21 protein-coding genes are annotated in these 23,488 nt (G+C 60.9%); 15 read left to right on the plus strand and 6 right to left on the minus strand.

Annotation, left to right across the window (positions count from 1 at the left end):
* The first annotated feature begins 10 nt into the window (after positions 1-10).
* Together M9924_10895 and M9924_10900 are read left to right on the plus strand one after the other, a co-directional pair.
* The gene (locus M9924_10895) at positions 11-508 is read left to right on the plus strand and encodes a heme-degrading domain-containing protein (GenBank protein ID MCO5064904.1); all 498 of its coding nucleotides are present in this window, start codon (positions 11-13) and stop codon (positions 506-508) included.
* 3 nt (positions 509-511) lie between these two features.
* On the plus strand, positions 512-1,774 hold the full coding sequence (locus tag M9924_10900; protein ID MCO5064905.1) for a glycerate kinase: 1,263 nt from the start codon (positions 512-514) through the stop codon (positions 1,772-1,774).
* A 23-nt stretch (positions 1,775-1,797) separates the two neighbouring features.
* Here the strand turns inward: M9924_10900 and M9924_10905 are convergent, their stop codons facing one another.
* Together M9924_10905 and M9924_10910 are read right to left on the minus strand one after the other, a co-directional pair.
* Positions 1,798-3,186, minus strand: coding sequence for a glutamine synthetase family protein (locus M9924_10905; GenBank protein ID MCO5064906.1), 1,389 nt, complete (start codon positions 3,184-3,186; stop codon positions 1,798-1,800).
* Between the two features lie 36 nt (positions 3,187-3,222).
* On the minus strand, positions 3,223-4,578 hold the full coding sequence (locus M9924_10910; GenBank protein ID MCO5064907.1) for an aspartate aminotransferase family protein: 1,356 nt from the start codon (positions 4,576-4,578) through the stop codon (positions 3,223-3,225).
* Between the two features lie 100 nt (positions 4,579-4,678).
* Between M9924_10910 and M9924_10915 the strand changes: the two genes are divergently transcribed.
* The gene (locus M9924_10915; protein MCO5064908.1) at positions 4,679-5,167 is read left to right on the plus strand and encodes a GNAT family N-acetyltransferase; all 489 of its coding nucleotides are present in this window, start codon (positions 4,679-4,681) and stop codon (positions 5,165-5,167) included.
* Here the strand turns inward: M9924_10915 and M9924_10920 are convergent.
* Entirely contained in the window at positions 5,164-6,138 is a 975-nt protein-coding gene (locus M9924_10920; GenBank protein MCO5064909.1) for a WD40 repeat domain-containing protein, read from the minus strand. The two genes, M9924_10915 and M9924_10920, sit on opposite strands and share 4 nt — an antisense overlap.
* 16 nt (positions 6,139-6,154) lie before the next feature.
* Positions 6,155-7,252: a GTP-binding protein gene (locus tag M9924_10925; GenBank protein MCO5064910.1), complete on the minus strand. Its 1,098-nt coding sequence runs from the start codon at positions 7,250-7,252 to the stop codon at positions 6,155-6,157.
* Positions 7,253-7,412: 160 nt separating this feature from the next.
* Here M9924_10925 and M9924_10930 point away from each other — a divergent pair, with 160 nt between their 5' ends.
* The 5 genes from M9924_10930 to M9924_10950 all read left to right on the plus strand — a co-directional run bounded on the left by M9924_10930 (position 7,413) and on the right by M9924_10950 (position 11,565).
* A complete protein-coding gene (locus tag M9924_10930) occupies positions 7,413-7,928 on the plus strand; it encodes a MarR family transcriptional regulator (protein ID MCO5064911.1) in 516 nt (171 codons plus the stop codon).
* A gap of 84 nt (positions 7,929-8,012) precedes the next feature.
* Positions 8,013-8,951, plus strand: a complete 939-nt coding sequence (locus tag M9924_10935) for a DMT family transporter (GenBank protein ID MCO5064912.1) — start codon at positions 8,013-8,015, stop codon at positions 8,949-8,951.
* Positions 8,952-9,037: 86 nt separating this feature from the next.
* Complete coding sequence (locus M9924_10940; protein MCO5064913.1) at positions 9,038-10,060, plus strand: LacI family transcriptional regulator; 1,023 nt, start codon at positions 9,038-9,040, stop codon at positions 10,058-10,060.
* A gap of 17 nt (positions 10,061-10,077) precedes the next feature.
* Positions 10,078-11,058 carry a 2-hydroxyacid dehydrogenase gene (locus tag M9924_10945; protein ID MCO5064914.1) on the plus strand — a complete coding sequence of 327 codons (981 nt, stop codon included), beginning with the start codon at positions 10,078-10,080 and terminating at the stop codon, positions 11,056-11,058.
* Positions 11,059-11,136: 78 nt separating this feature from the next.
* On the plus strand, positions 11,137-11,565 hold the full coding sequence (locus M9924_10950) for a hypothetical protein (protein MCO5064915.1): 429 nt from the start codon (positions 11,137-11,139) through the stop codon (positions 11,563-11,565).
* An 18-nt stretch (positions 11,566-11,583) separates the two neighbouring features.
* On the opposite strand, the gene M9924_10955 is transcribed toward M9924_10950, so the two are convergent.
* Entirely contained in the window at positions 11,584-12,357 is a 774-nt protein-coding gene (locus tag M9924_10955; GenBank protein MCO5064916.1) for a gamma-glutamyl-gamma-aminobutyrate hydrolase family protein, read from the minus strand.
* Between the two features lie 277 nt (positions 12,358-12,634).
* Between M9924_10955 and M9924_10960 the strand changes: the two genes are divergently transcribed.
* The gene (locus M9924_10960) at positions 12,635-13,741 is read left to right on the plus strand and encodes a TRAP transporter substrate-binding protein (GenBank protein MCO5064917.1); all 1,107 of its coding nucleotides are present in this window, start codon (positions 12,635-12,637) and stop codon (positions 13,739-13,741) included.
* Between the two features lie 62 nt (positions 13,742-13,803).
* Here the strand turns inward: M9924_10960 and M9924_10965 are convergent, their stop codons facing one another.
* Positions 13,804-14,682 carry a branched-chain amino acid ABC transporter permease gene (locus M9924_10965; protein ID MCO5064918.1) on the minus strand — a complete coding sequence of 293 codons (879 nt, stop codon included), beginning with the start codon at positions 14,680-14,682 and terminating at the stop codon, positions 13,804-13,806.
* A gap of 66 nt (positions 14,683-14,748) precedes the next feature.
* Here M9924_10965 and M9924_10970 point away from each other — a divergent pair, with 66 nt between their 5' ends.
* From M9924_10970 to M9924_10995, 6 genes are all read left to right on the plus strand, one after another.
* Positions 14,749-15,351 (plus strand): CGNR zinc finger domain-containing protein, encoded by a 603-nt coding sequence (locus tag M9924_10970; protein ID MCO5064919.1) that lies wholly within the window; start codon positions 14,749-14,751, stop codon positions 15,349-15,351.
* 7 nt (positions 15,352-15,358) lie between these two features.
* Positions 15,359-15,853, plus strand: coding sequence for a hypothetical protein (locus tag M9924_10975; protein MCO5064920.1), 495 nt, complete (start codon positions 15,359-15,361; stop codon positions 15,851-15,853).
* 112 nt (positions 15,854-15,965) lie between these two features.
* Positions 15,966-19,454 (plus strand): indolepyruvate ferredoxin oxidoreductase family protein, encoded by a 3,489-nt coding sequence (locus tag M9924_10980; protein ID MCO5064921.1) that lies wholly within the window; start codon positions 15,966-15,968, stop codon positions 19,452-19,454.
* A 55-nt stretch (positions 19,455-19,509) separates the two neighbouring features.
* Entirely contained in the window at positions 19,510-21,825 is a 2,316-nt protein-coding gene (locus M9924_10985) for an EAL domain-containing protein (protein ID MCO5064922.1), read from the plus strand.
* Positions 21,826-21,964: 139 nt separating this feature from the next.
* Complete coding sequence (locus tag M9924_10990) at positions 21,965-22,735, plus strand: hypothetical protein (GenBank protein ID MCO5064923.1); 771 nt, start codon at positions 21,965-21,967, stop codon at positions 22,733-22,735.
* A 26-nt stretch (positions 22,736-22,761) separates the two neighbouring features.
* A complete protein-coding gene (locus tag M9924_10995; GenBank protein MCO5064924.1) occupies positions 22,762-23,451 on the plus strand; it encodes a Crp/Fnr family transcriptional regulator in 690 nt (229 codons plus the stop codon).
* Positions 23,452-23,488: the final 37 nt, after the last annotated feature.

Genomic DNA, 23,488 nt, shown 5'->3' on the forward strand with positions numbered 1-23,488 from the left:
GATGGAGCCGATGAGCGCAGCCGACATTGCCAGGATAATGGAGCAGGAGGAGGCGCTGGTCTTCGACCGCTTCGACGAAGCAATTGCATTTGACATCGGCTCGAAGCTGCACGCGCGGGCGGTGGCCGAAAAGCTGCCCGTCGTGATCGAGGTTCGTTTCTGGGACCGCCTGCTGTTTTATGCCGCGATGCCGGGTTCCACCGCCTCGAACGCGAACTGGGTCAGGCGCAAGATGAATACGGTTCAGATGTTCCAGAGAAGCACCTACCGGATTGCGCTGGAGCAGGGGTCGGCCGACAAGCTGTTCAAGCCGGACTATGGTCTCGACCCTGCCGACTATGTGTTGGCGGGTGGTGGCTTTCCGATCCGTGTGAAGGGCACTGGCGTGGTTGGCGCCATCGGCCTCTCGGGATTGCCGCAGCGCCAGGACCATGAGGTGATTGTCGGCACGGTGGCGGCGTATCTCGGACATGACGTGGCAAAGCTTGCCCTTGGGCCGGAGGCCTGAGACGTGGAGGCAGAATCCAGGTCGTTCCTGACTTCGATCTTTGACGCGGCGGTGGCTGCCGCCGACCCTGAAAAGACCATAGCCACGCATTTGCCGGCGAGGCCGAAGGGGCGCACCGTGGTCGTCGGCTTTGGCAAGGGCGCCGCGCAAATGGCGCAGGCTTTCGAGAAAGTCTGGGATGGGCCGTTCGCGGGTGTTGTCGTCACACGTTACGGCTATGCCGCGCCGTGCAGGACGATTGAAGTGCTTGAGGCGTCGCATCCCGTTCCCGACGAAAACGGATTGAAAGCTGCTCGTCGCTTGATGGATCTGGTGACCGGGCTCACTCCCGATGATCTCGTGATTGCGCTGGTCTGTGGCGGCGGGTCGGCTCTGCTCCCGGCTCCTGCGGGAAATTTGTCCCTTGCCGACGAAATTGCGGTCAATGAAGCTTTGCTGGCGTCCGGTGCGCCGATTTCGGCAATGAATGCCGTCCGCAAGCATGTGTCCGCGATCAAGGGCGGAAGGCTGGCGGCGCTGGCGCATCCCGCGCGCGTCGTTTCGCTCGTGGTGTCGGACATTCCCGGCGACAATCCCGCGCTCGTCGCGTCTGGCCCCACGGTTCCCGACACGACGACGAGGGCCGACGCCCTGGAGATTGTGCGGACCTATGGCATGCAACTGCCGAAGGCCGTGATGGCGCATCTCTCCAGCCTGGATGCAGATGCGCCGTTGCCCGACGACTCGCGTTTCGAGGGCAATGTCGTTCATGTGATCGCATCCGCTGCGGTCTCGCTGGAGGCGGCGGCAGAAGCGTCGTGCGCGAAAGGAATACCGGCTGTCATCCTGTCCGATGCGATCGAGGGCGAAGCGCGCGATGTGGGCGCGGTTCACGCCGCGATTGCGCGGGAGGTCGCGATGCGCAACAGGCCGTTCCAGAAGCCCGTTCTCATGCTCTCGGGCGGCGAAACGACAGTGACCTTGCGCCACAAGGGCAAAGGAGGGCGCAACAGCGAATTTCTCCTGGCCATTGCACTGGGTATTGATGGCGTGGAAGGCATCGACGCGCTGGCGGCGGATACGGACGGGATCGACGGTTCGGAGAACAATGCCGGCGCCTTCGCGGATGGCGCGACGGTTGCGCGGATGCGGGCAGCGGGGCTGGATGCCAAGGCGATGTTGCAGGGTAACAATGCCTGGACGGCGTTCAACGCCGTCGGTGATCTTTTCGTGCCGGGACCGACCGGCACGAATGTCAACGATCTGCGCGCGATCCTAATCCGCTGACGCGCTCGAACAACGCGACCGGATCAGACCTCGTGCAGGTAGAGACGATAGTCGAGTTCACTGACAGTGCGGGCAACCCGCAAATATTCCGCTTGCTTGATCGCCGTGAAAGTGCGGTGCAGTTCCGCGCCGAGCGCGTTTTTCAGGAAATCTGATGCCTTGGCGGCCTCTATTGCAGAGCGCCAGTCGGCGGGCGTATCGCCTCCCAGCTTTGGCGCACTCTCGTAGCCGTTCCCGGTGACTGCCGGTCCCGGATCGATGTTCTCGTCAAATCCTTTGGCGATGCTCGCCAGAACCGTGGCCGCCACCATATGCGGGTTGGTGTCCACGCCTGCGGGCCGGTGTTCGATGCGCCGGGCGCGTGCGTCTCCTTCCGGAACGCGCAGCGCCACCGAGCGGTTGTTGGTGCCCCATGTGGGCGCCATCGGCGCGTAGGATTGTGCAACGAAGCGTCGCCATGAATTTGCATGCGGAGCAAACACCAGCATGGATTCGGGCATGGTCGCCAGCAGCCCTCCGATCGCGGTGAGCAGGGCCGGCTCATAAGCGCCCGGCGTTTTTTCCGAGAAGAGATTCTTGCCGTTGCGATCCGGCATCGAGACGTGAAGGTGCATGCCCGATCCGGAAAAATCCTCGAACGGCTTTGCCATGAAGCAGGCGGTCACGCCGCGCCGCCGCGCCTGCATGCGCACCAGACGCTTGAGCATGGTGAGATCGTCGGCGGCGCGCATGATGTCGGTGCGATAGTTCAGCGTGAGTTCGTATTGTCCCGGCGCATATTCGGAAATGACGGTTTCAACCGGCAGCCCTTGTGCCTTTGCGCCCGCATAGAGGTCCGAGAACAACGGCTCCATTCCGTGAAGATGGTCGACGGAATAAACTTCTGTCTTGCCGCTCTCGCGGCCATCGAGAACGGCTTCGGCGGGGCGCACGCGCCCATCCGCATCGCGCTTGTTGGAGAGAAGGAAGAACTCCAGCTCGAACGCGCCTGCGGGAACGAACCCGCGCTTGTCCATGTCCGCGATCTGGCGGCTGAGCGCGTGGCGTGGATCGCTCAACATCGGCTGGCCGTCGAGATGATACATGCTCATCAAAATCTGGCCGCGCGGCGGAGTGGTGCCATGCAGAGGCACAAGCGTGCCGGGAACCGGCCATGCGCGAACGTCGCCGTCACCCGTATCCCATGTCAGCCCGGTCTCGTGGACATCCTCGCCGCAGATGTCGAGGCCGAGAATCGAGGTCGGCATGGGTCGGCCGCTTTTGTAGACGGCTTCCAGTTCATGACGTCGGATGATCTTGCCCCGGCCAATTCCATTTGAATCCACGAGAACAATGTCGATGGCTTCTATTTCAGGGTAGAGGGCGAGAAATTGCTTGGCTTCTTCGAAGGTTGAGCCGGATGGCGATGTCATGATGTGCTGGTACCGGATTGATCAGTCGAAGTTTTCTCACGCCGCAAGTTGCTGTGCAATATCACTGAAACCGGCAACTAGCCTGTCGACCTGCCTGGCCGTTGTAGCCGGCGATACCAGCATCATGTTGTGAAAGGGCGCGATGAGGCAGCCGCGATTGATCAGCGCGAGCTGGAACGCGGCTTCAAGTTCCGGCGCATGGGCGCGTTCGGCCTCGCCGCCGTTGCGCAGCGGACCGGGCGCGCAGATAAATTCGACGCGCGCCCCGACACGCGTGACATGCCAGGGCAGGGCGAAGTGGTCGATTGCCTCGGCAATGCCTACTTGCAGCCGCACCGCGCCGCGCTCCATTCGGGCGTAGTTCGCCGCTGTCATGACCTGCGAAAGCGTGGCGCGCATGGCCGCGAATTGCAGCGGATTCGCTGAGAGCGTCGTGCCCATGCCGGAATAGCCGGGTTCGCGCTCCCTGCAATCCCGCCGCCACCGTTCTGCAACCTCACGTGTCATGCCCCAGGCGCTCGCCGGGACACCGCCTGCGATGGGCTTGCCCAGCACGAACAGGTCGGGCTCAAGTCCATGGACCCGCGTGTAGCCGCCAAGGCCCGACGAAATCGTATGCGTTTCATCGATCAGGAGCAGCGTTCCGAATTTTCGGGTAAGCTCCCTCAGCCCGTCATGGAAACCGGGGTCGGGCAGTACCATGCAGGAATTTGTCAGTACGGGTTCGGTAATGACGCAGGCAACATCCTCGTGCGAAAGGGCGGCCTCAAGCGCATCGAGGTTGTTGAACTCCACGATGCGAGTTCGCTCGGTGAGGTCGCGGAACTCGCCCGCCAGACCGGGCCGGTTGACCGGACTGCCGTCGCGGATGCGAACCATCGTCTCATCCACCGCGCCATGGTAGCAGCCGTTGAAAACGAGTATCCTGTCACGGCGCGTCACGGCGCGTGCAATGCGCAGCGCGAAGCGGTTGGCGTCGGTGGCGGTGGTGGCAATCTGCCATTCGGGCAGACCGAACATTGCTGTCAGCATGGAGCCGAGTTCGAGCGCGTCCTCGCTGGGGAGCATGTAGGTCAATCCGCGATTGGCTTGCGCGCGGATCGCCCTTGCGACGGGAGCTGGAGAATGACCGAACATGGAGCCAGTGTCGCCAAGGCAGAAATCGTCGAGCGTGTTTCCGTCGATATCCGTGATCGTCGCGCCCTTTGCCGAACGGACAACGAAAGGGAACGGCATCGGCCAGTCGCGCATCCAGTGCATGGGCACGCCATCAAGAAAATGCGGAATGCCTTGCGCCAGCGCTTTTTCCGATTTCGGCCGCGCGGCGGAATAGCGGCGGGCCTCCGCTGCGCGAAGTGCGGCGATTGCAGAATGCGATATACGGACCGTCATTGCCGTTTCCCCTCAATGGCAGTGGTTGTATTGGTTGGAGCCGCAAGGTCAATCGTGCGATCTTGCCGACAGACTTGGCACTGTGCTTTGGGAGGAAGGCATGCGGATACTGGCCGAATTGCTCCCCATCTCGGCGGACGACCGGGAAATGGTGCTGGCGCTGAACAACGCCCATGCGCAACAGCTTTCGGAGCTTGACGAGGCGCGGCTCGACCACCTGCTGGCGCACGCGTTCCTTGCGCGGAAGGTCGGAGATGTCGAAGCCCTGTTGCTGGCCTTCGATCAGGACGCTGACTATGACAGCCCGAATTTCATCTGGTTCAGGCAGCGCTACCGGCGCTTCGTCTATGTGGACCGTATCGTCACCGACGAACGGGCGCGCGGGCTCGGACACGCCCGCCGTCTCTACCAGCATTTGTTCGAGGTGGCGCGGGCCGCCGGCCATACGGTTGTGACATGCGAAGTCAATGCCGAGCCGCCCAATCCGGCGTCAGATGCGTTTCATGCGGGGCTGGGCTTCCGGGACGTGGGCGGGGCCGCCATCCATGGCGGCAGCAAGACGGTGCGGTACTTCGTCAAGAGCCTCTAGGCCGATATATCCACCACGCCGCAATCGCCTGCTTCCGAGCCGAACACCAGCCTGCGGCCTTCGCGGTCCCAGCTCATCGACGTAATGGCGCCCTTGCCGGCGCGGCGAAGCACGACTTCCTTCGCGTCAGCGAACCGAACGGCGAGGATCATGCCGTCATTGTAGCCGATTGCGCTGATCTCGTCGGTGGGGTGGCAAGCAACCGAAGTCACCAGCGCGTCGCCGCGCGTGCCGAGTTCCAGCGGGGTCTTGCCCATCGGACCATCCTTGGACTGGAACGGCCATACAATGGCAGCCGGTGCGCCGGAGGTCGCGAGCCAACGGCCCTTCACGCTCCACGACATGGATTTGACTTTGGCGGGATAGCCGCTCATGCGCATATGCCGTGCATCGGCCAGTCGCCAACCGTGCAGTGCGTTCTCCTGCATGGCCGTGACAAGGAAATTTCCGTCGGGCGAGAACATCACCCGGGTATGTGCGCCCTGCCATGTAAGTTCGGTCGGTTTTCCCTCGGAAGCCGGGAAGTGAAGCGTCGCACCACCATAGTGGGCCGCGGCAAGGCGCATCCCCTTTGGCGCGAACGCCACAGCCTCGATGGATCGCTTGTGCGCGAGCGTGCGCGTCTTGCCGTCCGAGAACCGGACCTCGGCATTAGGACCGTATCCGTAGGCGACGGCGCCTTGCGGGCCTGCGGCGACGCAATTGATCCATTTGCGCGCGACCCGGGCGAGTTCGGTGACTGTGCCATCGGTCGCCGTCGCGCAAACGCGGCCGTCCTCGCCGGAGGTGATCAGGCTCTTGCCGTCGAGCAAAACGGTCGCGGCCAGCAGCCCGTCATGGACAGAGACGGCTTTTTCGCCGTTGTCCAGCCTGTGAACCGAACCTTCGGCAAGTGAAAAGAAAGGGATATCGGAAACGAAATCCGCGGAGACGCAATGTCCGGCGAGATCGAGAGGCGCGACGGTCGGCATCAGTGAAAGGAACGTGTCACGCCTGGCAGGCTTCAAAACCGCGCTTCAGCGCCTCGGCATCGAGCTTGCGCCCAATGAAGACCAGCCGGCTCTCATGCTTTTCATCGTCCTTCCACGCGCGCTGGTGGTCGCCTTCCATGATCATGTGGACGCCCTGAACAACATAGCGGTCGGGGTCGTCCTTGAAAGCAATAATGCCCTTCAGGCGAAGGATGTTCGGCCCGTCATTCTGGGTGATCCGCTCTATCCACGGAAAGAACTTCTTCGGGTCCATCTCTCCGCCGCGCAGTGACACCGACTGGACCGTCACGTCATGTATGGGCGAAGCCTCGCCGTGATGATGGTGATGGTGATCGTGTCCATGATGATGATGGTGGTGATCATGGTCATGATGGTCGTGGTCGCAATCCGGGCCGCAGACATGGTCATGATCATGGTCGTGTTCGTCGGCGTCGAGGAAATGAGGATCGTTCTCCAGCACGCGCTTGAGATCGAACGCACCGCGATCCAGCACCCGGTCGAGCGGTATCGAAGCGCGCTCCGTGCGATGGATATAGGCGGTCGGGTTGATCGCGCGCAACGTAGCCTCGATGTCGCGCAGTTCCTCGCGAGAAACGAGGTCCGTCTTATTGAGAAGGATCACGTCCGCGAAGGCGATCTGGTCCTCGGCCTCCTGCGAGTCCTTCAGCCTGAGCGGCAGATGCTTGGCATCGACGAGCGCGACCACCGCATCCAGCCTCGTCTTGGACCGCACGTCGTCGTCCATGAAGAAAGTCTGCGCGACGGGGGCAGGATCGGCGAGGCCTGTGGTCTCGACCAGAATGGCGTCGAAGCGCCCGGGGCGGCGCATGAGCCCTTCCACCGTGCGGATCAGGTCGCCGCGCACCGTGCAGCACACGCAACCATTGTTCATTTCGTAGATTTCCTCGTCCGACTCCACGATCAGGTCGTTGTCGATCCCGATCTCGCCGAACTCGTTGACGATGACGGCGTAGCGTTTGCCGTGCGTTTCGGACAGTATGCGGTTGAGCAATGTGGTCTTGCCCGATCCGAGATAGCCGGTGAGCACTGTGACGGGTATCTGGGCCGGTGTTTGCGTCTGGGCGTCGCTCATGATGCTCTTCCTGAGGGCTGGTTGCGCTTCATATAGGGCGCTTGGGCCGGAATGGAAAGGTGCGCGATCTCCATTCGAACTGTCGAATTTGTGAGCTGTCACACTCCTGAAATATGATTGGCGTAAAGGCAGCCGGCTATCTGATTTTGGGGGTCTTTCGATGGTAAAATCACGCAAGAACGTCGTGATGAACCGCTTGCAGTCCACTGCGCGCCTGTCGCGCACGGTACTGGCCGCACGGCTTAACGGCCACGGATTCTACGCCGGACAGGATCAGATCATGCTTGCGCTGAACCATCTCGACGGCCAATCGCCAAGCGAACTCGCCACGCGCCTCGGCGTGCGTCCTCCAACGATCACCAAAACCATCAATCGCTTGCAGGCGCAGGGCGTGCTGGAAAAGCGCGCCTCGACGGACGATGCGCGGCAGACGCATATTTTCCTCACCGAAAGCGGTCGGGAAACGATCAAGTCGATCGAGAAATCGGTGAAAAAGACCGAAAAGCAGGCTTTGCGCGGATTGGACAAGAAGGACCAGAAGTCGCTCTCCCGCTATCTTGCGAAGATCGAGGCCAACCTCGCAGGCGCCACGGCGGTCGAGCCTGACGACGATGCGGACGAGGACGACACGCCCGCCGCGAAGCCCGGAGAACCGGCAGCGACCGCCGAAGAATAACCGCAGCTTTATAGGAACCCGCGTTTCCGGGTTGCTTTAGGGAGCGCTCTGCGCGAAGACGGCACATACCGTCCGTGAGTTTCTGTGGTGCCAAGCCAAAATCAGGATCATGCAACGCCCGTCCCGGCGATCCTTTTGATCTGCGGGTCAGGACTACTTTTCACCGTCCTCGATACGAGCGCGAAATATCTGGTTCTGTCCGGACTTTCGCCCCAGTTCGTCTCATGGATGCGACTGGCAGAGCATACGCTGCTCGCCTTCATACTGCTCAAGGGCTGGCGCAACGCCTCGGTCTATCGTGTGTCCAGCCTGCCGCGCCAGTTGCTGCGGGGCATATTCCTGTTCGGCTCCACAATCTTCAATTTCTACGCATTGCGCACCTTGCAACTGGCGGAAACGATGTCGATCAGCTTCTTTGCGCCAATGTTGATCACCGCACTTGCCGGGCCGTTCCTTGGGGAATGGGCAGGATGGCGGCGCTGGCTGGCAATCCTCTTCGGCTTTGCCGGCGTGCTGGTGATAACCCGGCCCGGCTTCGTAAGCTTCAATATTGGCCATGTTTTCGCGCTGATGACCACTTTGAGCTATTGTTTCTATGTGCTGATGACGCGGGCGATGAGCACCAGCGAAACGCCTGAGAGCATGATCTTCTATTCGGCCCTGGCGCCGACCCTGCTGATGGCGCCCGTCCTGCCGGGAAGCGCCTCGATGCCGCCCGACCTGTTTCACTGGGTCCTGCTCCTCTCACTTGGAATATATGGCGGCCTCGGTCACTGGATGATCATTCGCGCCTATCGCATTGCTACGACGACGGCGCTCGCGCCCTATCCGTATCTTCAAATGATCTGGATGATCCTGCTGGGCTATCTTGTGTTCGACCAGTTGCCGGACAGGTGGACGATAGTCGGTGCGGCAATCATCGTGGCGAGCGGCCTCTACATTGTGCATCGCGAACATCGTTTGCGGGTCGTGGCCAGAAGCGCGCCGACGAGCGAGAACGAGACCCTGGCAAAAAGGCTTTGATTTGCCGGGCCAGTTGGTCTAAACATGAATTAAACTATTTAAAGATTTTAAGCGCTCAGTGAGCGATTTTCGCCAGGGAGGGGAAGCTGGCACAGAAAATCAAGCTGTCCACGATTGCTGATGCCCTGAACGTATCGACGGCAACGGTTTCTCTTGCGTTGCGTGACAGTCCACTGGTTGCCGAACAGACGCGTGAGCGCATCAAGGAACATGCGCGCGCAATCGGCTATATCTACAACCGGCGCGCAGCCAGCCTGCGCACCTCGCGATCCGGTATTGTCGGTGTCGTCGTGCACGACATCATGAATCCGTTCTTTGCCGAAATTCTGAGGGCGATTGAAAGTGAGCTGGACCGCAGCAGGCAGACATTCATCCTCTCGAACCACTATGACCAGTTGGAAAAGCAGCGCACCTTTATCGATACGCTGCTGCAACTCGGCGCCGACGGCGTCATCATGTCCCCCGCGATCGGAACACCGCCGGAAGACATCATTGTCGCAGAGGAAAACGGCCTGCCTGCCGTTTTGATCGCGCGCACCGTGGAGGGCGCGGGGGTACCTGTTTTTCGAGGAGATGATTCCTACGGCACCGGGCTTGCGACGAACCATCTCATTTCGCTTGGCCACAAGAGGATCGCCATGGTTGGCGGCACAGACCAGACGTCGACGGGGCGCGACCGCTATCAGGGATATCTGGCTGCGATGGAAAAGGCTGGCCTGCCCGTCGATCCCGCGTGGCGTGTTCCCGGACCCCGCACCAAGCAGGGCGGGTTCGAGGCGGCGGGTCAGTTTCTCGCTCTCAAGGACAAGCCGACCGCTGCCTGCTGCTGGAACGACCTTGTCGCGATCGGGTTGATGAACGGCATTGCCCGCGCCGGTCTCGTGCCGGGCGTGGATGTTTCCGTAACGGGCTACGACGATCTTGAGGAAGCGGCGATTGCGACCCCGGCGTTGACAACGGTCTGGAACGGCCAGCGCGAAGTGGGGCGGCAGGCCGCGCGCGCTCTGCTCGACAAGCTGTCGGGCGAGCCCGTCAAGCCTTCACAGGAACTGATCCGACCCGAACTGCATGTGCGACAATCTACGGGACGTCCTGTCGAGCGTTCATAAACAGAGGCATTGCAAGCATGACCGAACTGAAAGCAATCACTGTGCTGGTTCCCGGCGAGTTGCATCCGCTTTCGGTGCGACGCATCGGAGAAGCATTCGACCTTGTCGCTGTCGAGTCTACCGACGCCTCGGGTCTTGGCGAGGCTTTGAAGGCGCGTGTGCGCGGGATTGCCGTTTCTCCGGCGCTGGGCGGCACTTTGGTCGGTCCGTCCTTCATCGATGCTTTCCCGAATCTCGAGATCATCTCCAATTTTGGTGTCGGATATGACGGTGTGGACGCGGTCCATGCGGGCAAGCAGGGGGTGATGGTCACAAACACCCCAGATGTGCTCACCGAAGAGGTGGCCGACACGACGATTGGTTTGCTGCTCAATACGGTGCGCGAGCTTTCGCGCGCGGAAACCTATCTGCGTGCGGGACGGTGGGCCCGCGACGGCGCCTATCCGCTGACGGCGTCCTTGCAGGGACGCAAGGCGGGCATCGCGGGGATGGGGCGGATCGGGCAGGCGATCGCGCGTCGGCTTGAAGCGTTCGGGTTGTCCGTATCCTATCATAATCGCCGCAAGGTAGACGGGCTTGCCCATGCGTATTTTCCAACGCTCGAAGGGCTGGCGTCCGCGGTCGATATACTGATTTCGGTCCTGCCGGGCACCAGGGAGACCGAGAAGGCTGTCGATGCGCGTATCCTGACCGCACTTGGTCCGGAGGGCGTGTTCATCAATATCGGGCGCGGAAGCACGGTCGACGAAGCAGCACTTGCGGCTGCGCTCAGGAACGGAACCATCAGGGCCGCCGGACTGGACGTGTTCGCAAACGAGCCGAACGTTCCGCAGGAATTGCTGGACCTGCCCAACGCCACGCTGTTGCCGCATGTCGGCTCGGGCTCGGTTCATACGCGCGATGCGATGGCCGATCTCGTCGTCGACAACCTGATCGAATGGTTCTCGAAGGGAAGGGCGCTTACCCCTGTGCCTGAAACAATTCACGTAAAAGCCTAAACTTGTTCACACTTCGTCAACATTAACGCCCGGATAAGGAAGTCTCCGTATCGGGAGGACGGAGACACGGAGATCGAAATGCGCAGCGCGTTCATTGTGGTGTTGATTGCGGGTGCAATGAGCGTGGCATGGGTTGCAGCAACCGCATTGCGGAATACGCAGGAGATCGACCGGAGCTTCACGACGGCGGGAATACCCACGTTTGAGCAAACCGCGCGACCGGCGATTCAGGTGTTCAAATTGTCATCCGCGGACTCATCCGGTGCGTGCATGGTGGTCAAAGGGCAAACGCTTTCGCCCGGCTATGCCGAATTGAAGGTGAACCCGGCCTGCGAGACGGTTTCAAAGGGTCTGACGGCTGCGCGTTTCTGGCGCGAACGCGCGGACGGTTCAGTGGCCTTTGTTGACAGCCAGAATGCGTCGGTCGTGGAATTTGTCGTCGGCGACGATGTCGACTATGAAACGGATCAGCCGCGCGGCCCGCATCTGTCGATGTGGGCTGAATAAATCCGCCGACAAAACAAACTATTCGGCTGCGGCCTGAACCGGGTGTAAGCGACGCGCATGTTCGCGCACCGCATCGCCAAAGGCGGCAAATATCCTTGCAGAAGTGCGGTCCGAATGAACCCAGTATTCGGGATGCCACTGTACGCCCACCGCAAAAGCGCGTGCGTTGCGCACAGACACCGCCTCGACCGTTCCATCCGGTGCCACAGCTTCGACTTGCAGATTTGCCCCCAGTCGGTCGACTGCCTGTCGGTGCACGGAATTGACCTGAATGTCGCCTGCGCCGAACACGCCGGCGAGGCAGGAGCCGGGCTTGATCGTCACGGCCTGCCGGATTGCAAAACGCTCGTCCTGGTTCTCGCTCGACGGTGCGCGATGGTCCATATTGCCGGGAAGTTCCTGAATCTCCGTCGCGAGCGAGCCGCCAAGCGCGACGTTCAGTTCCTGTATGCCCCGGCAGATCGCAAGCAGCGGCACGCCGTGTTCGATCGCCTTGCGGATCAGGGGAAGGGTGGTCGCGTCCCGGTCGGGATCGTAGGGGCCGTTTGTTTCGGTGGCCTCGGCGCCATAGAGTGAGGGGTGAACATTCGACTTCGAGCCGGTGATCATGACCCCATCGACCGAACTCAACAGGCTGTCGAAATCGAGGCGGTCGCCAAAGGATGGAATCAGGACGGGAAAGACATTCGCGCCAACAATGGCGGCTTCGATGTATTGCTTCGGCGCGGCATGCCAGGTGTAGTTCTCAAACTGGCGGACGTCGGTCGAGACGGCTACGAGCGGTTGACGCATTCTGGGAGGTTCCTGTGAGGCAGCCGGTTGATTTGCCTATAAAATAGGCGAAATCACGTCGATTTTCCATGGCTTTCAGGCATTTGCCCGGCGGCATTTGCGATGGGTCTTATACATTAGTTTTATGCGGCGCGCTCTGGCTATCGAAACAGACTTTCGCGCGCTCTGGTGTGCTGGACAGGCGGGCCATGGTGTGTATTGATCCCGACCGGCGCGCCGCCGCAGAGCGGGTTTCGGTGTGCCCGATTCACTTGAGAGGAAAATAAGGGAGGTCCAGTTGGATCGTCGTTCATTCATAACCAAAGCCGGTCTTGCCGGTGCTGGCGCCGCCGCTGCGACCACGCTCGCGGCTCCGGCAATCGCACAGTCGAGCCCCAAGGTCACATGGCGTCTCGCGTCGGCATTTCCAAAATCGCTCGATACGATTTATGGCGGCGCGGAAGTCTTTTCGAAGATGGTTTCGGAAGCGACCGACGGCAATTTCCAGGTTCAGGTCTTCGCCGCCGGCGAAATCGTTCCGGGCTTGCAGGCAGCCGATGCCGCTGCTGCGGGAACCGTGGAGGCATGCCACACGGTTGCCTATTATTCTTGGGGCAAGGACCCGACCTGGGCCCTTGGCGCCGCCGTTCCTTTCGCGCTCAACGCGCGCGGCATGAACGCCTGGCAGTATCATGGCGGGGGTATCGACCTGTTCAACGAGTTTCTCGCCACTCAGGGTCTTATCGGCTACCCCGGCGGCAATACGGGCGTCCAGATGGGCGGTTGGTTCCGCAAGGAGATCAACACGGTTGCCGACCTCAAAGGCCTGAAAATGCGCATCGGCGGATTTGCGGGCAAGGTCGTGGAAAAGCTCGGCGTCGTGCCGCAGCAGATTGCTGGCGGGGACATCTATCCCTCTCTGGAAAAGGGAACCATCGACGCCGCCGAGTGGGTCGGCCCCTATGACGACGCGAAGCTCGGGTTCCAGAAGGTCGCGCCCTACTACTACTATCCCGGTTGGTGGGAAGGCGGCCCGACGGTGCACCTGCTCTTCAACAAGGCGAAGTTCGAGGAATTGCCGAAGAACTATCAATCCCTGGCTCGCACCGCAGCACAGGCCGCAGACGCCAACATGTTGCAGATGTACGACTACCTCAACCCGACCGCGATCAAGCAGCTTGTGGCCAACGGCGCGCAGCTCCGTCCGTTCAGCCCGGAGATTCTCGCGGCCTGCTTCGATGCCGCGAACGGCGTGTACGCGGAACTGATGGCTTCCAATGCCAGCTTCAAGAAGATCTGGGAGTCGATCGTTGCCTTCCGCAAGGATTACTATCTCAACATGCAGATCGCGGAATATAACTACGATACGTTCATGATGGTGCAGCAGCGCGGCGGCAAGCTCTGATCGTCTGCGTAATTCGGAATTCGGCCCGGGGGCGAAAGCTTCCGGGCCTTTTCGTTCATGACCTAGTGACGCAGGACGAGCGTTGCGGCAAGGAATGCGAGCATCCATCCGTCCCGCCATTCCACAGGAAAATAGCCGCCCCAGATTGTCTCTCCCATGCCGAATGCAAAAGCACCAAGCGCCGCGAGCGGCGGAGAAGTGTAGCTACCGGCGGCCGTCACGAAGAGCACTTTCAGACCGTAAACAAGTCCGGTGCCGAAGCTGATATTGCCATAGTACAGCGCGGCGAGGGTGCCGGCGACCGCTGCCAGCAGTGCCGAGAGCACGGACGCCTTTCTGAATACTCGCGCGGGGTCGATGCCACACAGCGCGGCTGCGGTCGGATCGTCTGCGACGGCGTGCCAATATCGGCCGAAGTTTGAACGCGCGAGATAGACCGACCCTGCTCCTAGGAGCAGGGCAACGGTCAATACGCCGAATATCTGGTTTGGCGTCAGCGTGACTCGGAAGCCGTTGGACTCCACGAACGTCAGCGGGGCGGACAGGATCGGCGGCAGCCAGTAGTCGCGCGTATGAGCGGCAATGCGGGACGCCTCCATCAGCACGATGGCCACGCCAAGCGTCGCGGCGACGATCGTATTCGGCGCGCTCGCGCGCAGCGGCTCGAAAATATGCCGGGACAGAACCATTCCCAGGAGTGCAGCATATGCAAGCGCGATCATGCTGCCGAAGGCAATTGCAGCGGGCCATGTCAGCCACAGCGCATTCCAGCCGAACAAGGTCGCAAGAATCATCGTGTGCCCGCAGAATGCGAACACAGGACCGTGCGCGAGATTTGTACGGCGGAGCAGGGCGTTGAGCAGCACATAGCTGAATGCGAGCAGCGCATAGATCGCGCCTGCGTGAATGCCGAGCAGAGCCTGCTGAAGGAAATAGAACATGGAGGCCGACCTCAGATCGCGAATATTCTAACTTGCAAATCAGCTTTTACCAGTTAGAAAAAAAGCATGGCCGTCGAATGGAGCGAGCACAGATTTTCGGGCGGGGTGTTGGCCCTCGATGTCGCGAACACCGTGGTTCTGCGCATCGATCCCGCGCGACGGTTCGATCGTTTTGACGATCCGCGCGAGATCGCGCGTTTTGCCGAGTTCGCAAGCGTGTTCCGCGCCCGCGAACTACACGGCGCGCGGCTTGTTGCCGACCTTGGGGCCAATGCGAAGGCGTCGATCCTGCGTTTGCGCGAGGCGACGGATGCGTTGTTTCGGGATGCCGTCGAACAAGGCAGCCTGGAGGGCAATCGGCTGTCCGGTCTCCTGAGTGCGTGCGCCGGAGCTTTTGCAGGCGCAGGGCGCTTTTCGCCCGAAGGTGCGCCGCAGGGCAGCACTGTGGGGCTCGCTGCGGCAACAGCCAGGTCGGCATTGCGACTTCTGGAGCCGGAGAGGCTGGGGCGGCTTCGCATTTGCGCCAATTGCGGCTGGCTGTTTCTCGACAGGAGCCGAAATGCGAGCCGCGTCTGGTGCGATATGGCGGTATGCGGCAATCGCCGAAAGGCGGCGAGGCACTATGGGCGGCGTAAGGAGGCCAGGTCAGGCAATGTGGAAACGCTCTAGGTGCACCGTGTGGGCTATTCTGCTTCTCGGGACGCTGGCCAGTTGCCGTGACAGCGACGAGGCGGAACGCTATGCGCTGGATGGCAAGCTCGTGGTTTTTAACTACCGCGTCGCCACGGCGCGATTCCTCGTCAATCTCAAATCCTTGCGCACACCGCCGGAAGGCGAAGTCGCGATTGCGCAATTCGAAGATCCTGCCGGTGGTGCGCCTGTCGAGGTTCGCGAGAAAATCTGGCCTGCCACGCAGAAAACGACGATCACCACGCCGCCATTGCGATGCATCGTCAAAGATCGGCCTTACAAGATCGCCATAGTCATCGAGGACAGCGCGGGCAAAACCGTTCAGACAATCGATACCACCGTCACCTCGTCAGAAGACCAGACGATCATGCCGGACAAGCCGCTCGTCGCCGGGCCGCTCTACACGCCAAATCCCGATATGGCGGGCCGGACTGTCGAGGAACAGGCGAAAGCGGCCAGAGAGGGGTGCCCGCAACCCTGATCCAGTCGATTTCGTTTGACGTTGGGGCGCTGCCCGGGAAGATAGGAGCATTACCGACTCGACGTTGGCTGCAAGTTTCGCGACCTGACGCCTCCGCAGAGGAACCTGATACATGACACTCCACGACGTTTCGCTGGACGATAAGTTCGATCTGGCGAAGGATCAGGTTTTTCTTTCCGGCGCACAGGCTGTCGTGCGCATGCTGCTGATGCAGAAGGAGCGTGACCGGCGCGCGGGGCTGAACACTGCGGGTTTCGTTTCCGGCTACCGCGGTTCGCCGCTGGGCGGCCTCGACCAGCAACTCTGGCGGGCAAGGCGGCAGTTCGCAGGCTCTGACATTGTGTTTCAGCCGGGGCTCAATGAAGAACTCGCCGCGACCGCATGTTGGGGATCGCAGCAGGCCGAGCTGCTAGGAGAGGGCAGGTACGACGGCGTGTTTTCGCTGTGGTACGGCAAGGGGCCGGGCGTGGACCGTTCGGGCGATGTCTTTCGCCACGCGAACCTGGCCGGTTCGTCCAGGCATGGCGGCGTGCTTGCACTGATGGGCGACGACCATACGGCAGAATCGTCGACCAATGCCCATGCGACGGAATTTCTGTTCGTGGATACGATGATTCCCATTCTCAACCCTGCCGGGGTCCAGGAGATCATCGACTACGGCCTCCTCGGATTTGCGTTGTCCCGCTTCGCAGGAACCTGGGCGGCGATGAAATGCGTCAAGGACAATGTTGAATCCACGGCTTCGGTGAATGCGGCGCTTGACCGCGTGACGATCAAGCTGCCGGAATTCGACATGCCCCCCGGGGGATTGAACATCCGGCAGGAACTCGACCAGTTGGGGCAAGAAGCGCGCCTGCACGAATACAAGCGCGCCGCAGCCGCGGCCTTCATTCGCGCCAACGGGTTGAACCGGATCGTCTATTCCGGCGGTCGGCAGGCGAAAATTGGCATTGTTTCGTCTGGCAAGAGCTTTCTCGATGTGCGTCAGGCGCTCGACGATCTTGGCATCGGCGAACGTGAGGCCAACAGGCTCGGGATTCGGCTGCTCAAGGTCGGCTGTCCGTGGCCGCTCGACTATGATCATCTGAAGGATTTCGCCAAGGGGCTTGAGCTTGTCATCGTCGTCGAGGAAAAGCGGTCCCTGATCGAGACGCAGGTGCGGGAGAACCTGTACGGAACGGCTTTCCAGCCCACCGTCGTCGGCAAGCGTGACGAGCGGGGCAACTGGCTGTTCTCGCCCAAGGGAGCGCTCGACCCGAACGACATCGCCATTGCCATCGGCGAGCGGGTCCAGTCGGTCATCGGGCGCAACGACGAGATCGCCGCGCGCGTCCATCGCCTGAAGCAGTTCCAGGCGATGCTGGCGGACACGGTCGATGTCGCGCATCGAACGCCTTATTTCTGTTCGGGCTGTCCGCACAACACGTCGACCAAGGTGCCCGACGGTTCGCTGGCGGCGGCAGGCATAGGCTGCCATTTCATGGCGCTATGGATGGACCGTTCAACTGTCGGCTTCACGGCAATGGGCGGCGAAGGCGCGCAGTGGATCGGGCAGGCGCCTTTCTCGAAGAGGGACCACATCTTCCAGAATCTGGGGGACGGCACCTACAATCATTCCGGTTCGCTGGCGCTGCGCTTTGCCCGCGCCTCAGGCGCAAACATCACATACAAGATACTCTACAATGACGCGGTGGCCATGACCGGCGGCCAGCCGCACGAGGGCAACCTGACCGTTGACATGATTGCGCATCAGGTGCGCGCGGAAGGCGTCGAGCGGATCGCTGTGGTGACCGACGAGCCTGAGAAATATCGTGTTGCATTTCCGTCCGGCGCTACGGTCCATCACAGGGACGAGATGGATGCGGTGCAGCGGGAATTGCGGGAAGTGCCCGGCGTGTCGGTGCTGATTTATGACCAGACCTGTGCGGCGGAGAAGCGTCGTCGCCGCAAGCGCGGAGCGTTTCCCGATCCCGACAGGCGCGTCATCATCAATGAACTGGTGTGCGAGGGTTGCGGCGATTGCAGCGTGCAATCCAATTGCGTGTCCGTCCAGCCGGTCGAGACCGAATTCGGGCGCAAGCGGCGCATCGATCAGTCGAGCTGCAACAAGGATTTTTCCTGCGTCAACGGATTCTGCCCTTCCTTTGTCACCGTGCATGGGCCGAAGCTGCGAAAGGCCTCGGGCGCGGCGGGCGGTTTCGATCCGCTGGACGGCGTGCCGGCGGCCCCGCTCTTTGCGCTCGATTCCGCCGGCTGGGCCTCCATCATCGACGGCGTGGGTGGAACCGGTGTCGTCACGTTGGGCGCGATCCTTGGCATGGCGGCGCACCTGGAAGGCAAGGGATGCGGCATGATCGACATGGCAGGTCTGGCCCAAAAGGGCGGGGCCGTGTTCAGCCATGTCCGCATTGCCCGCACGCCTGCCGATATCCGTTCGATACGGGTTTCCGCTGGAAAAGCCGACGTCGTGCTCGGCTGCGACCTTGTTGTCTCGGGCGCGCGAAAGGTGCTCGCCGCCGTGCGGGAAGGGCACACGCTTTTCATTGCGAATACGGCGGAGGTGATGCCGGGAGAGTTTACACGGTCGCCGGATTTTTCCCTGCCCGTCGAGCGCCTCAAGAAATCGATCCGCCACGCGGCGGGAGAGAATGCTGTATTTTTTGATGCGACGCGCGCGGCCAACGTGCTGTTCGGCAACGCGATCGGCGCGAATATGTTGATCCTCGGCATGGCGGCCCAGCGCGGCGGGCTGCCCGTCTCGGTGGATGCGATCGAACGGGCCATCGAGCTGAACGGCGAGGCGGTCGCAATGAACATTTCCGCCTTTCGCTGGGGGCGTCGCGCCGCCCATGATCCGGACTTCGTGCGCGGGCTGATTGCCGGGCAGGGCGCGCGGCTCAATCCGCCGGCGTCTTCGCTGGACGAGATCGTGAAGTTGAGGGCGGAGTTTCTTGCCGGGTATCAGAATGCGGCCTATGCGGAGCGCTACCGGAGGGCGGTCGAGCGCATACGGCGCGCAGCAGAGGAGATCGGGGCATCATCTTCGGCTCTGGCGGAAGCGGTGGCGCGCAACCTGTTCAAGGCGATGGCAATCAAGGACGAATATGAGGTTGCGCGGCTCTACACCGGGGCGGAATTTCGTCGCCAGTTGGGTGCGGAGTTCGAGTCGTTCGACAGGCTGGAGTTTCATCTTGCTCCCCCCATTCTCGGGCGCAGGAACGCGGCAGGCATTCCGGTCAAATCGCGCTTCGGCCCGTGGATGATGAAGGGTTTCGCCATGATGGCCGCCCTCAAAGGACTTCGCGGACGCTGGTTCGATCCGTTCGGCCATACGGAAGAGCGAAAACAGGAGCGCGCGTTCCTTAAACAATACGAGGCCGATCTTGAAATGATCGCGCGTGAGCTGACCGAGGAAAGGCTGGAAGCGGCGGTGGGTCTGGCGTCAATCCCGTCGATCGTGCGTGGCTACGGCCACGTCAAGGCCCGGAACCTTGGCGCGGCACTTGAGGAAAGGCAGCGCCTGCTGCAACGCTGGAACACTCCCGTCGCTCCTGTGGAAAAGAGTGCAAAAGCGGTGGCTGTTGCCGGCAAATCTGGCTGAGCGACGAGCCGCCCTAAAACTTTCTTAATCGCCTTGTGGCACCAGTGCTGAGGCGATGGCAGAGGCAAAATCCGACAAGATATCGGACGATATCTATCTTCCTTTCGTGGAAACCCTTTTCCGCGACGGTTTCACCTTGGCCATGGGGATCTTTGCCCAATCGGCGCTGATCACACTTGTGTGGCTCAACACCGGTAACGGTACCTATCTCACGGTCATGACCTGCCTGTTGGCCGTCGGCGCCATACGGCTCATCAACATGCGCCATATCAATGCGAAGCCGCCCGCAACGACGCGCGCCGAAGCGCAAAAACGGGAGAACTATTACATCCTGTTTGGCGCGATGCATGGTGCCGCTCTAGGCTGTTTCAGCCTGGTCGCCATCTATGCGGGCGAAGACAGTTTTTCGGAGACGGCTGCCGTCTGTATCGCGCTTGCGACAGCCACCGGCATTGCAGGGCGCAATTACGGCTCGCCGAGGATGGTCAACATCCTCGTCATCGCGCTTACCCTGCCGATGGCCGTGGGCTTCATTCTGCGTGGCGACTTCTTCCATGTGGCGCTCGGATTGCTATCGATACCGTTCCTGCTGGCGATCCAGCGCTATGCGACGAATGTGCGCGACGTGCTGTTCGCCGCGATTTCCGCGCAGAATCGCGCAAACGGATTGGCCGAGCGCTTCAACCGCGCGCTCAACACCATGTCGCACGGCCTTATCATGCTGAGCAAGGAAGGACGCGTGGTCGTGGCCAATGCGCAGGCCGCGCGCATGCTCGGAATGCCGTCCGCCGAGGCTTTGCTTGGCCGTTCTTCGGGTTCGCTGCTGCGCCGCATGACAGCTTCCGGGCTGATTGACCGAGCCGATTCCGAATATGTCAACGTGCAGCTTTCCAAGAATCTGCATGAAGGGACAGATCGCAAGATCATGATCGGGCTGTCCGATGGCCGCTTTTTCGAAATGTCGGCTCGCGAAGGCAGTTTCGAACTGGGTGTCATTACCTTCGAGGATGTGACGCAGCGCGTGCGCGCCGAAGAGCGCATCCGGGCCATGGCGCGATATGACGATCTCACCGCGCTGCCGAACCGCAACTATTTCCAGGAGCTTGTCGGCGGGCTGCTTTCTGACGGAAATCCGCAGCGGCTTTGCGCCTTGATGGTCATCGACCTCGATGACTTCAAGAGCGTCAATGACAAGTTCGGGCACCCGGTCGGCGACGGGCTGCTTTATGAAGTCGGAAAGCGCATCGCGAAGATTTCCGGCGATGTCGTTTGCTGCCGTTTCGGCGGCGACGAGTTCATGATCTTCTACAACAATATCAGCAATGCCGATCAGTTGCCTTCCATCGCGGAGCGCACATTCGCCGCAATCGAAGGCAGGACACTGGTTGCGGGCAATGAGTTTCGTATCAAGCTGAGCATCGGCATTGCATGCGAGCCTGCCTCCAGCTTCGACATCGATACGATGATCGTGAAGGCCGACCTTGCCCTGCATGTGGCGAAAAAGAACGGCAAGGCGCGCTGGCAGCTCTTCGAACCACGCATCGACGAAGCGTTCCGTACGCGCCAACGCCTGATCGAGGATTTGCGTTCGACCATCGAGAAGGGCGGGCTCAGCGTCGTCTATCAACCGATCATCTCCTCAAAAACGATGAGGGTGGTGAGTTGCGAGGCCCTTTGCCGGTGGCACCATCCTGACCTTGGAATGATCGCTCCTTCGATCTTCATTCCGCTGGCTGAGGAGATCGGCCTCATATCGGCGATCAGCCGCCACGTGCTCATGGCGGCTACCGAAGAATGTGCAAGCTGGCCCGACCGGATCGGGGTTTCTGTGAATCTCTCGGCCAAGGATTTTCAGGACGATGGCGTCGTCGAAACGGTGCGCGAGGCTCTCGCAAATTCCCGGCTCGATCCGGCACGGCTCATTGTTGAGGTGACGGAGACTGCGCTGCTGAACAACAAGCTGGATACGGCTGCGAAGCTGGCAAAAATCAGGGAGCAGGGCGTACGCACCGCACTTGATGATTTCGGTACCGGCTATTCCGCGTTGAGCTATCTGCACCGTCTGCCGATCGACAAGATCAAGATCGATCGCAGTTTCGTATCGGACATCGCGACCAACAAGCATTCGCTGAAACTCATTGTGGGCATCATCGGCCTGTGCCATTCCCTGGGAAAAAGCGTCACGGTGGAAGGTATCGAGACGTTCGACCAATTGTCCTCCCTGATGCCGGAAGCCCGTCCGGAAACGCTTCAAGGTTTCCTTTTCGGTGCGGCCCTCACGGGAAACGGCATCAAGACCATGTCGACGGCCGTGTGGCAGTTCGGCCCTTCCTCAAAGCAAAATTCCAAGCGAGCCGGCAAAGCGCGCTAGCATTCCGTCGATGGCAAACCGGCGGGCAATGGCAATTGCGTTAACGTTAACAGAACGTAAATTGCTTAAATTCGCATTTATCCCTTTACTGTTTGTTAAGCTTCGTGAATCCTGAAACCGGGCGGCGGAGTTTTAGGGAATGCTTGAGCAGCGTCCGATTTTGCGTGCAAAGAGTGGTGATCAGGATTCGGGGACCCATGGTGAGACGTTCTCGAGCCATGTAGAGGCCCTTCTGGATAGAACAGAGTATCGACGGAGCGATCGCGGCGATGACCGCGAGGATATATTCCGGCTGCGCTACAAGGCTTATCTAGCGAACGGCATCGTCACTGACAGTGAAAACCACATGCTGAGCGACGATCTGGACGACACGCCAAACGCGCATCTGTTCGGCGTTTTCGTTGACGGGCGGCTGTTGAGCACCCTGCGTATCCATCATGTGACCGCCGATATGCCCTGGTCCACATCGACGCGTGCATTCGGCGACATCGTGCTGCCCATGCTCGACGAGGGGCTGACCTTTGTCTGCATGAGCCGCTTTGCCTCCGATCCGGAATGGACGCGCCACTATCCGCAGCTGCCCTTTGTGACGCTGCGCCTGGCCGGGATGGCCTGCCTGCATTTCAATGTGCCCTACGGGCTCTCGACGGTGCGTGAGGATCACGCCGGATTCTACAAGCGCATCTATCGTTCGGAATGTATCAGCGGGCCGCGTCCCTATCCGGGCGTCTTGTCGACGGTCGTTCTCTACCGGACGGACGCGCATACGGACAAGGAAGCATTTTTCTCGCGGTTTCCCTTTTTCCGTTCCACGCCGATGGAGCGCCGGATGCTGTTTGCAAAACCGGCGATGGGTGAACCGGAACCGCTGACGATCCTGCCGACCGCACGCTTCGCAAAAGCTGCATGAGGCGGACGCACGTGCCATAAGGGGGCATGAGCGAAAGAACGGGAATCATCCAATCGACGGTGTGGGCGCCCGAACTGGAGGCGGTGGAGTTGGATCGCGCCGCGCGCGGCGTCACCGAAAGGCGTTTCAGCAAGGGCAACTATCTGTGCCATCGTGGCGACAAGGTGGCCTACTGGCACGGCGTCGTGACCGGCCTCGTCAAGATGAGTTCGGTGTCGCAAAGCGGCAAAGCGATCACATTTGCCGGTATCGGAGCAGGCGGCTGGTTCGGCGAAGGGTCGGTGCTGAAGGATGAGCCGCGCAAGTACGATCTGGTGGCAATCCGCGACACGCATATATTGATGATGAACAGGGCCACCTTCATCTGGCTTTATGAAAACAGCGCAGGTTTCAATCGCTTTCTGGTCCGGCAACTTAACGAACGCCTGGCCCAGTTCATCGCCACCACCGAATATGAACGGCTGCTGGACCCAAAGGCCCGCGTTGCGCGCCAATTGTCGTGGCTCAGCAATCCGCTCTTGTGCCCACATGTGGGCGACGTCATCGAAATCACGCAGGACGAGCTGGCGCTGCTGGCGACCGTGTCGCGCCCGCTGGTCAACCGCAGCCTGCAGGAGCTTGCGCAGGAGCGGCTCGTGAGCTTCGCTCACGGATCGATCACCATTCTCAACCGGCAGAAGCTGGGTGATTATGGCGCGTCGGAGGATGTCGGCTGAGACCCGGAACTGGCACGGGTAGCGCACATGACAACGG

It is taken from the genome of Rhizobiaceae bacterium, assembly GCA_023953835.1.
Lineage (GTDB): Bacteria > Pseudomonadota > Alphaproteobacteria > Rhizobiales > Rhizobiaceae > Mesorhizobium_G.

Bases quoted from the DNA above. Each gene is read 5' to 3' on its own strand.
- M9924_10895 (MCO5064904.1), top strand. From the start codon at position 11: ATGAGCGCAGCCGACATTGCCAGGATAATGGAGCAGGAGGAGGCGCTG.
- M9924_10905 (MCO5064906.1), bottom strand. From the start codon at position 3,186: ATGACATCGCCATCCGGCTCAACCTTCGAAGAAGCCAAGCAATTTCTC.
- M9924_10910 (MCO5064907.1), bottom strand. From the start codon at position 4,578: ATGACGGTCCGTATATCGCATTCTGCAATCGCCGCACTTCGCGCAGCG.
- M9924_10915 (MCO5064908.1), top strand. From the start codon at position 4,679: ATGCGGATACTGGCCGAATTGCTCCCCATCTCGGCGGACGACCGGGAA.
- M9924_10920 (MCO5064909.1), bottom strand. From the start codon at position 6,138: ATGCCGACCGTCGCGCCTCTCGATCTCGCCGGACATTGCGTCTCCGCG.
- M9924_10925 (MCO5064910.1), bottom strand. From the start codon at position 7,252: ATGAGCGACGCCCAGACGCAAACACCGGCCCAGATACCCGTCACAGTG.
- M9924_10930 (MCO5064911.1), top strand. From the start codon at position 7,413: ATGGTAAAATCACGCAAGAACGTCGTGATGAACCGCTTGCAGTCCACT.
- M9924_10945 (MCO5064914.1), top strand. From the start codon at position 10,078: ATGACCGAACTGAAAGCAATCACTGTGCTGGTTCCCGGCGAGTTGCAT.
- M9924_10950 (MCO5064915.1), top strand. From the start codon at position 11,137: ATGCGCAGCGCGTTCATTGTGGTGTTGATTGCGGGTGCAATGAGCGTG.
- M9924_10955 (MCO5064916.1), bottom strand. From the start codon at position 12,357: ATGCGTCAACCGCTCGTAGCCGTCTCGACCGACGTCCGCCAGTTTGAG.
- M9924_10965 (MCO5064918.1), bottom strand. From the start codon at position 14,682: ATGTTCTATTTCCTTCAGCAGGCTCTGCTCGGCATTCACGCAGGCGCG.
- M9924_10970 (MCO5064919.1), top strand. From the start codon at position 14,749: ATGGCCGTCGAATGGAGCGAGCACAGATTTTCGGGCGGGGTGTTGGCC.
- M9924_10980 (MCO5064921.1), top strand. From the start codon at position 15,966: ATGACACTCCACGACGTTTCGCTGGACGATAAGTTCGATCTGGCGAAG.
- M9924_10985 (MCO5064922.1), top strand. From the start codon at position 19,510: ATGGCAGAGGCAAAATCCGACAAGATATCGGACGATATCTATCTTCCT.
- M9924_10990 (MCO5064923.1), top strand. From the start codon at position 21,965: ATGCTTGAGCAGCGTCCGATTTTGCGTGCAAAGAGTGGTGATCAGGAT.
- M9924_10995 (MCO5064924.1), top strand. From the start codon at position 22,762: ATGAGCGAAAGAACGGGAATCATCCAATCGACGGTGTGGGCGCCCGAA.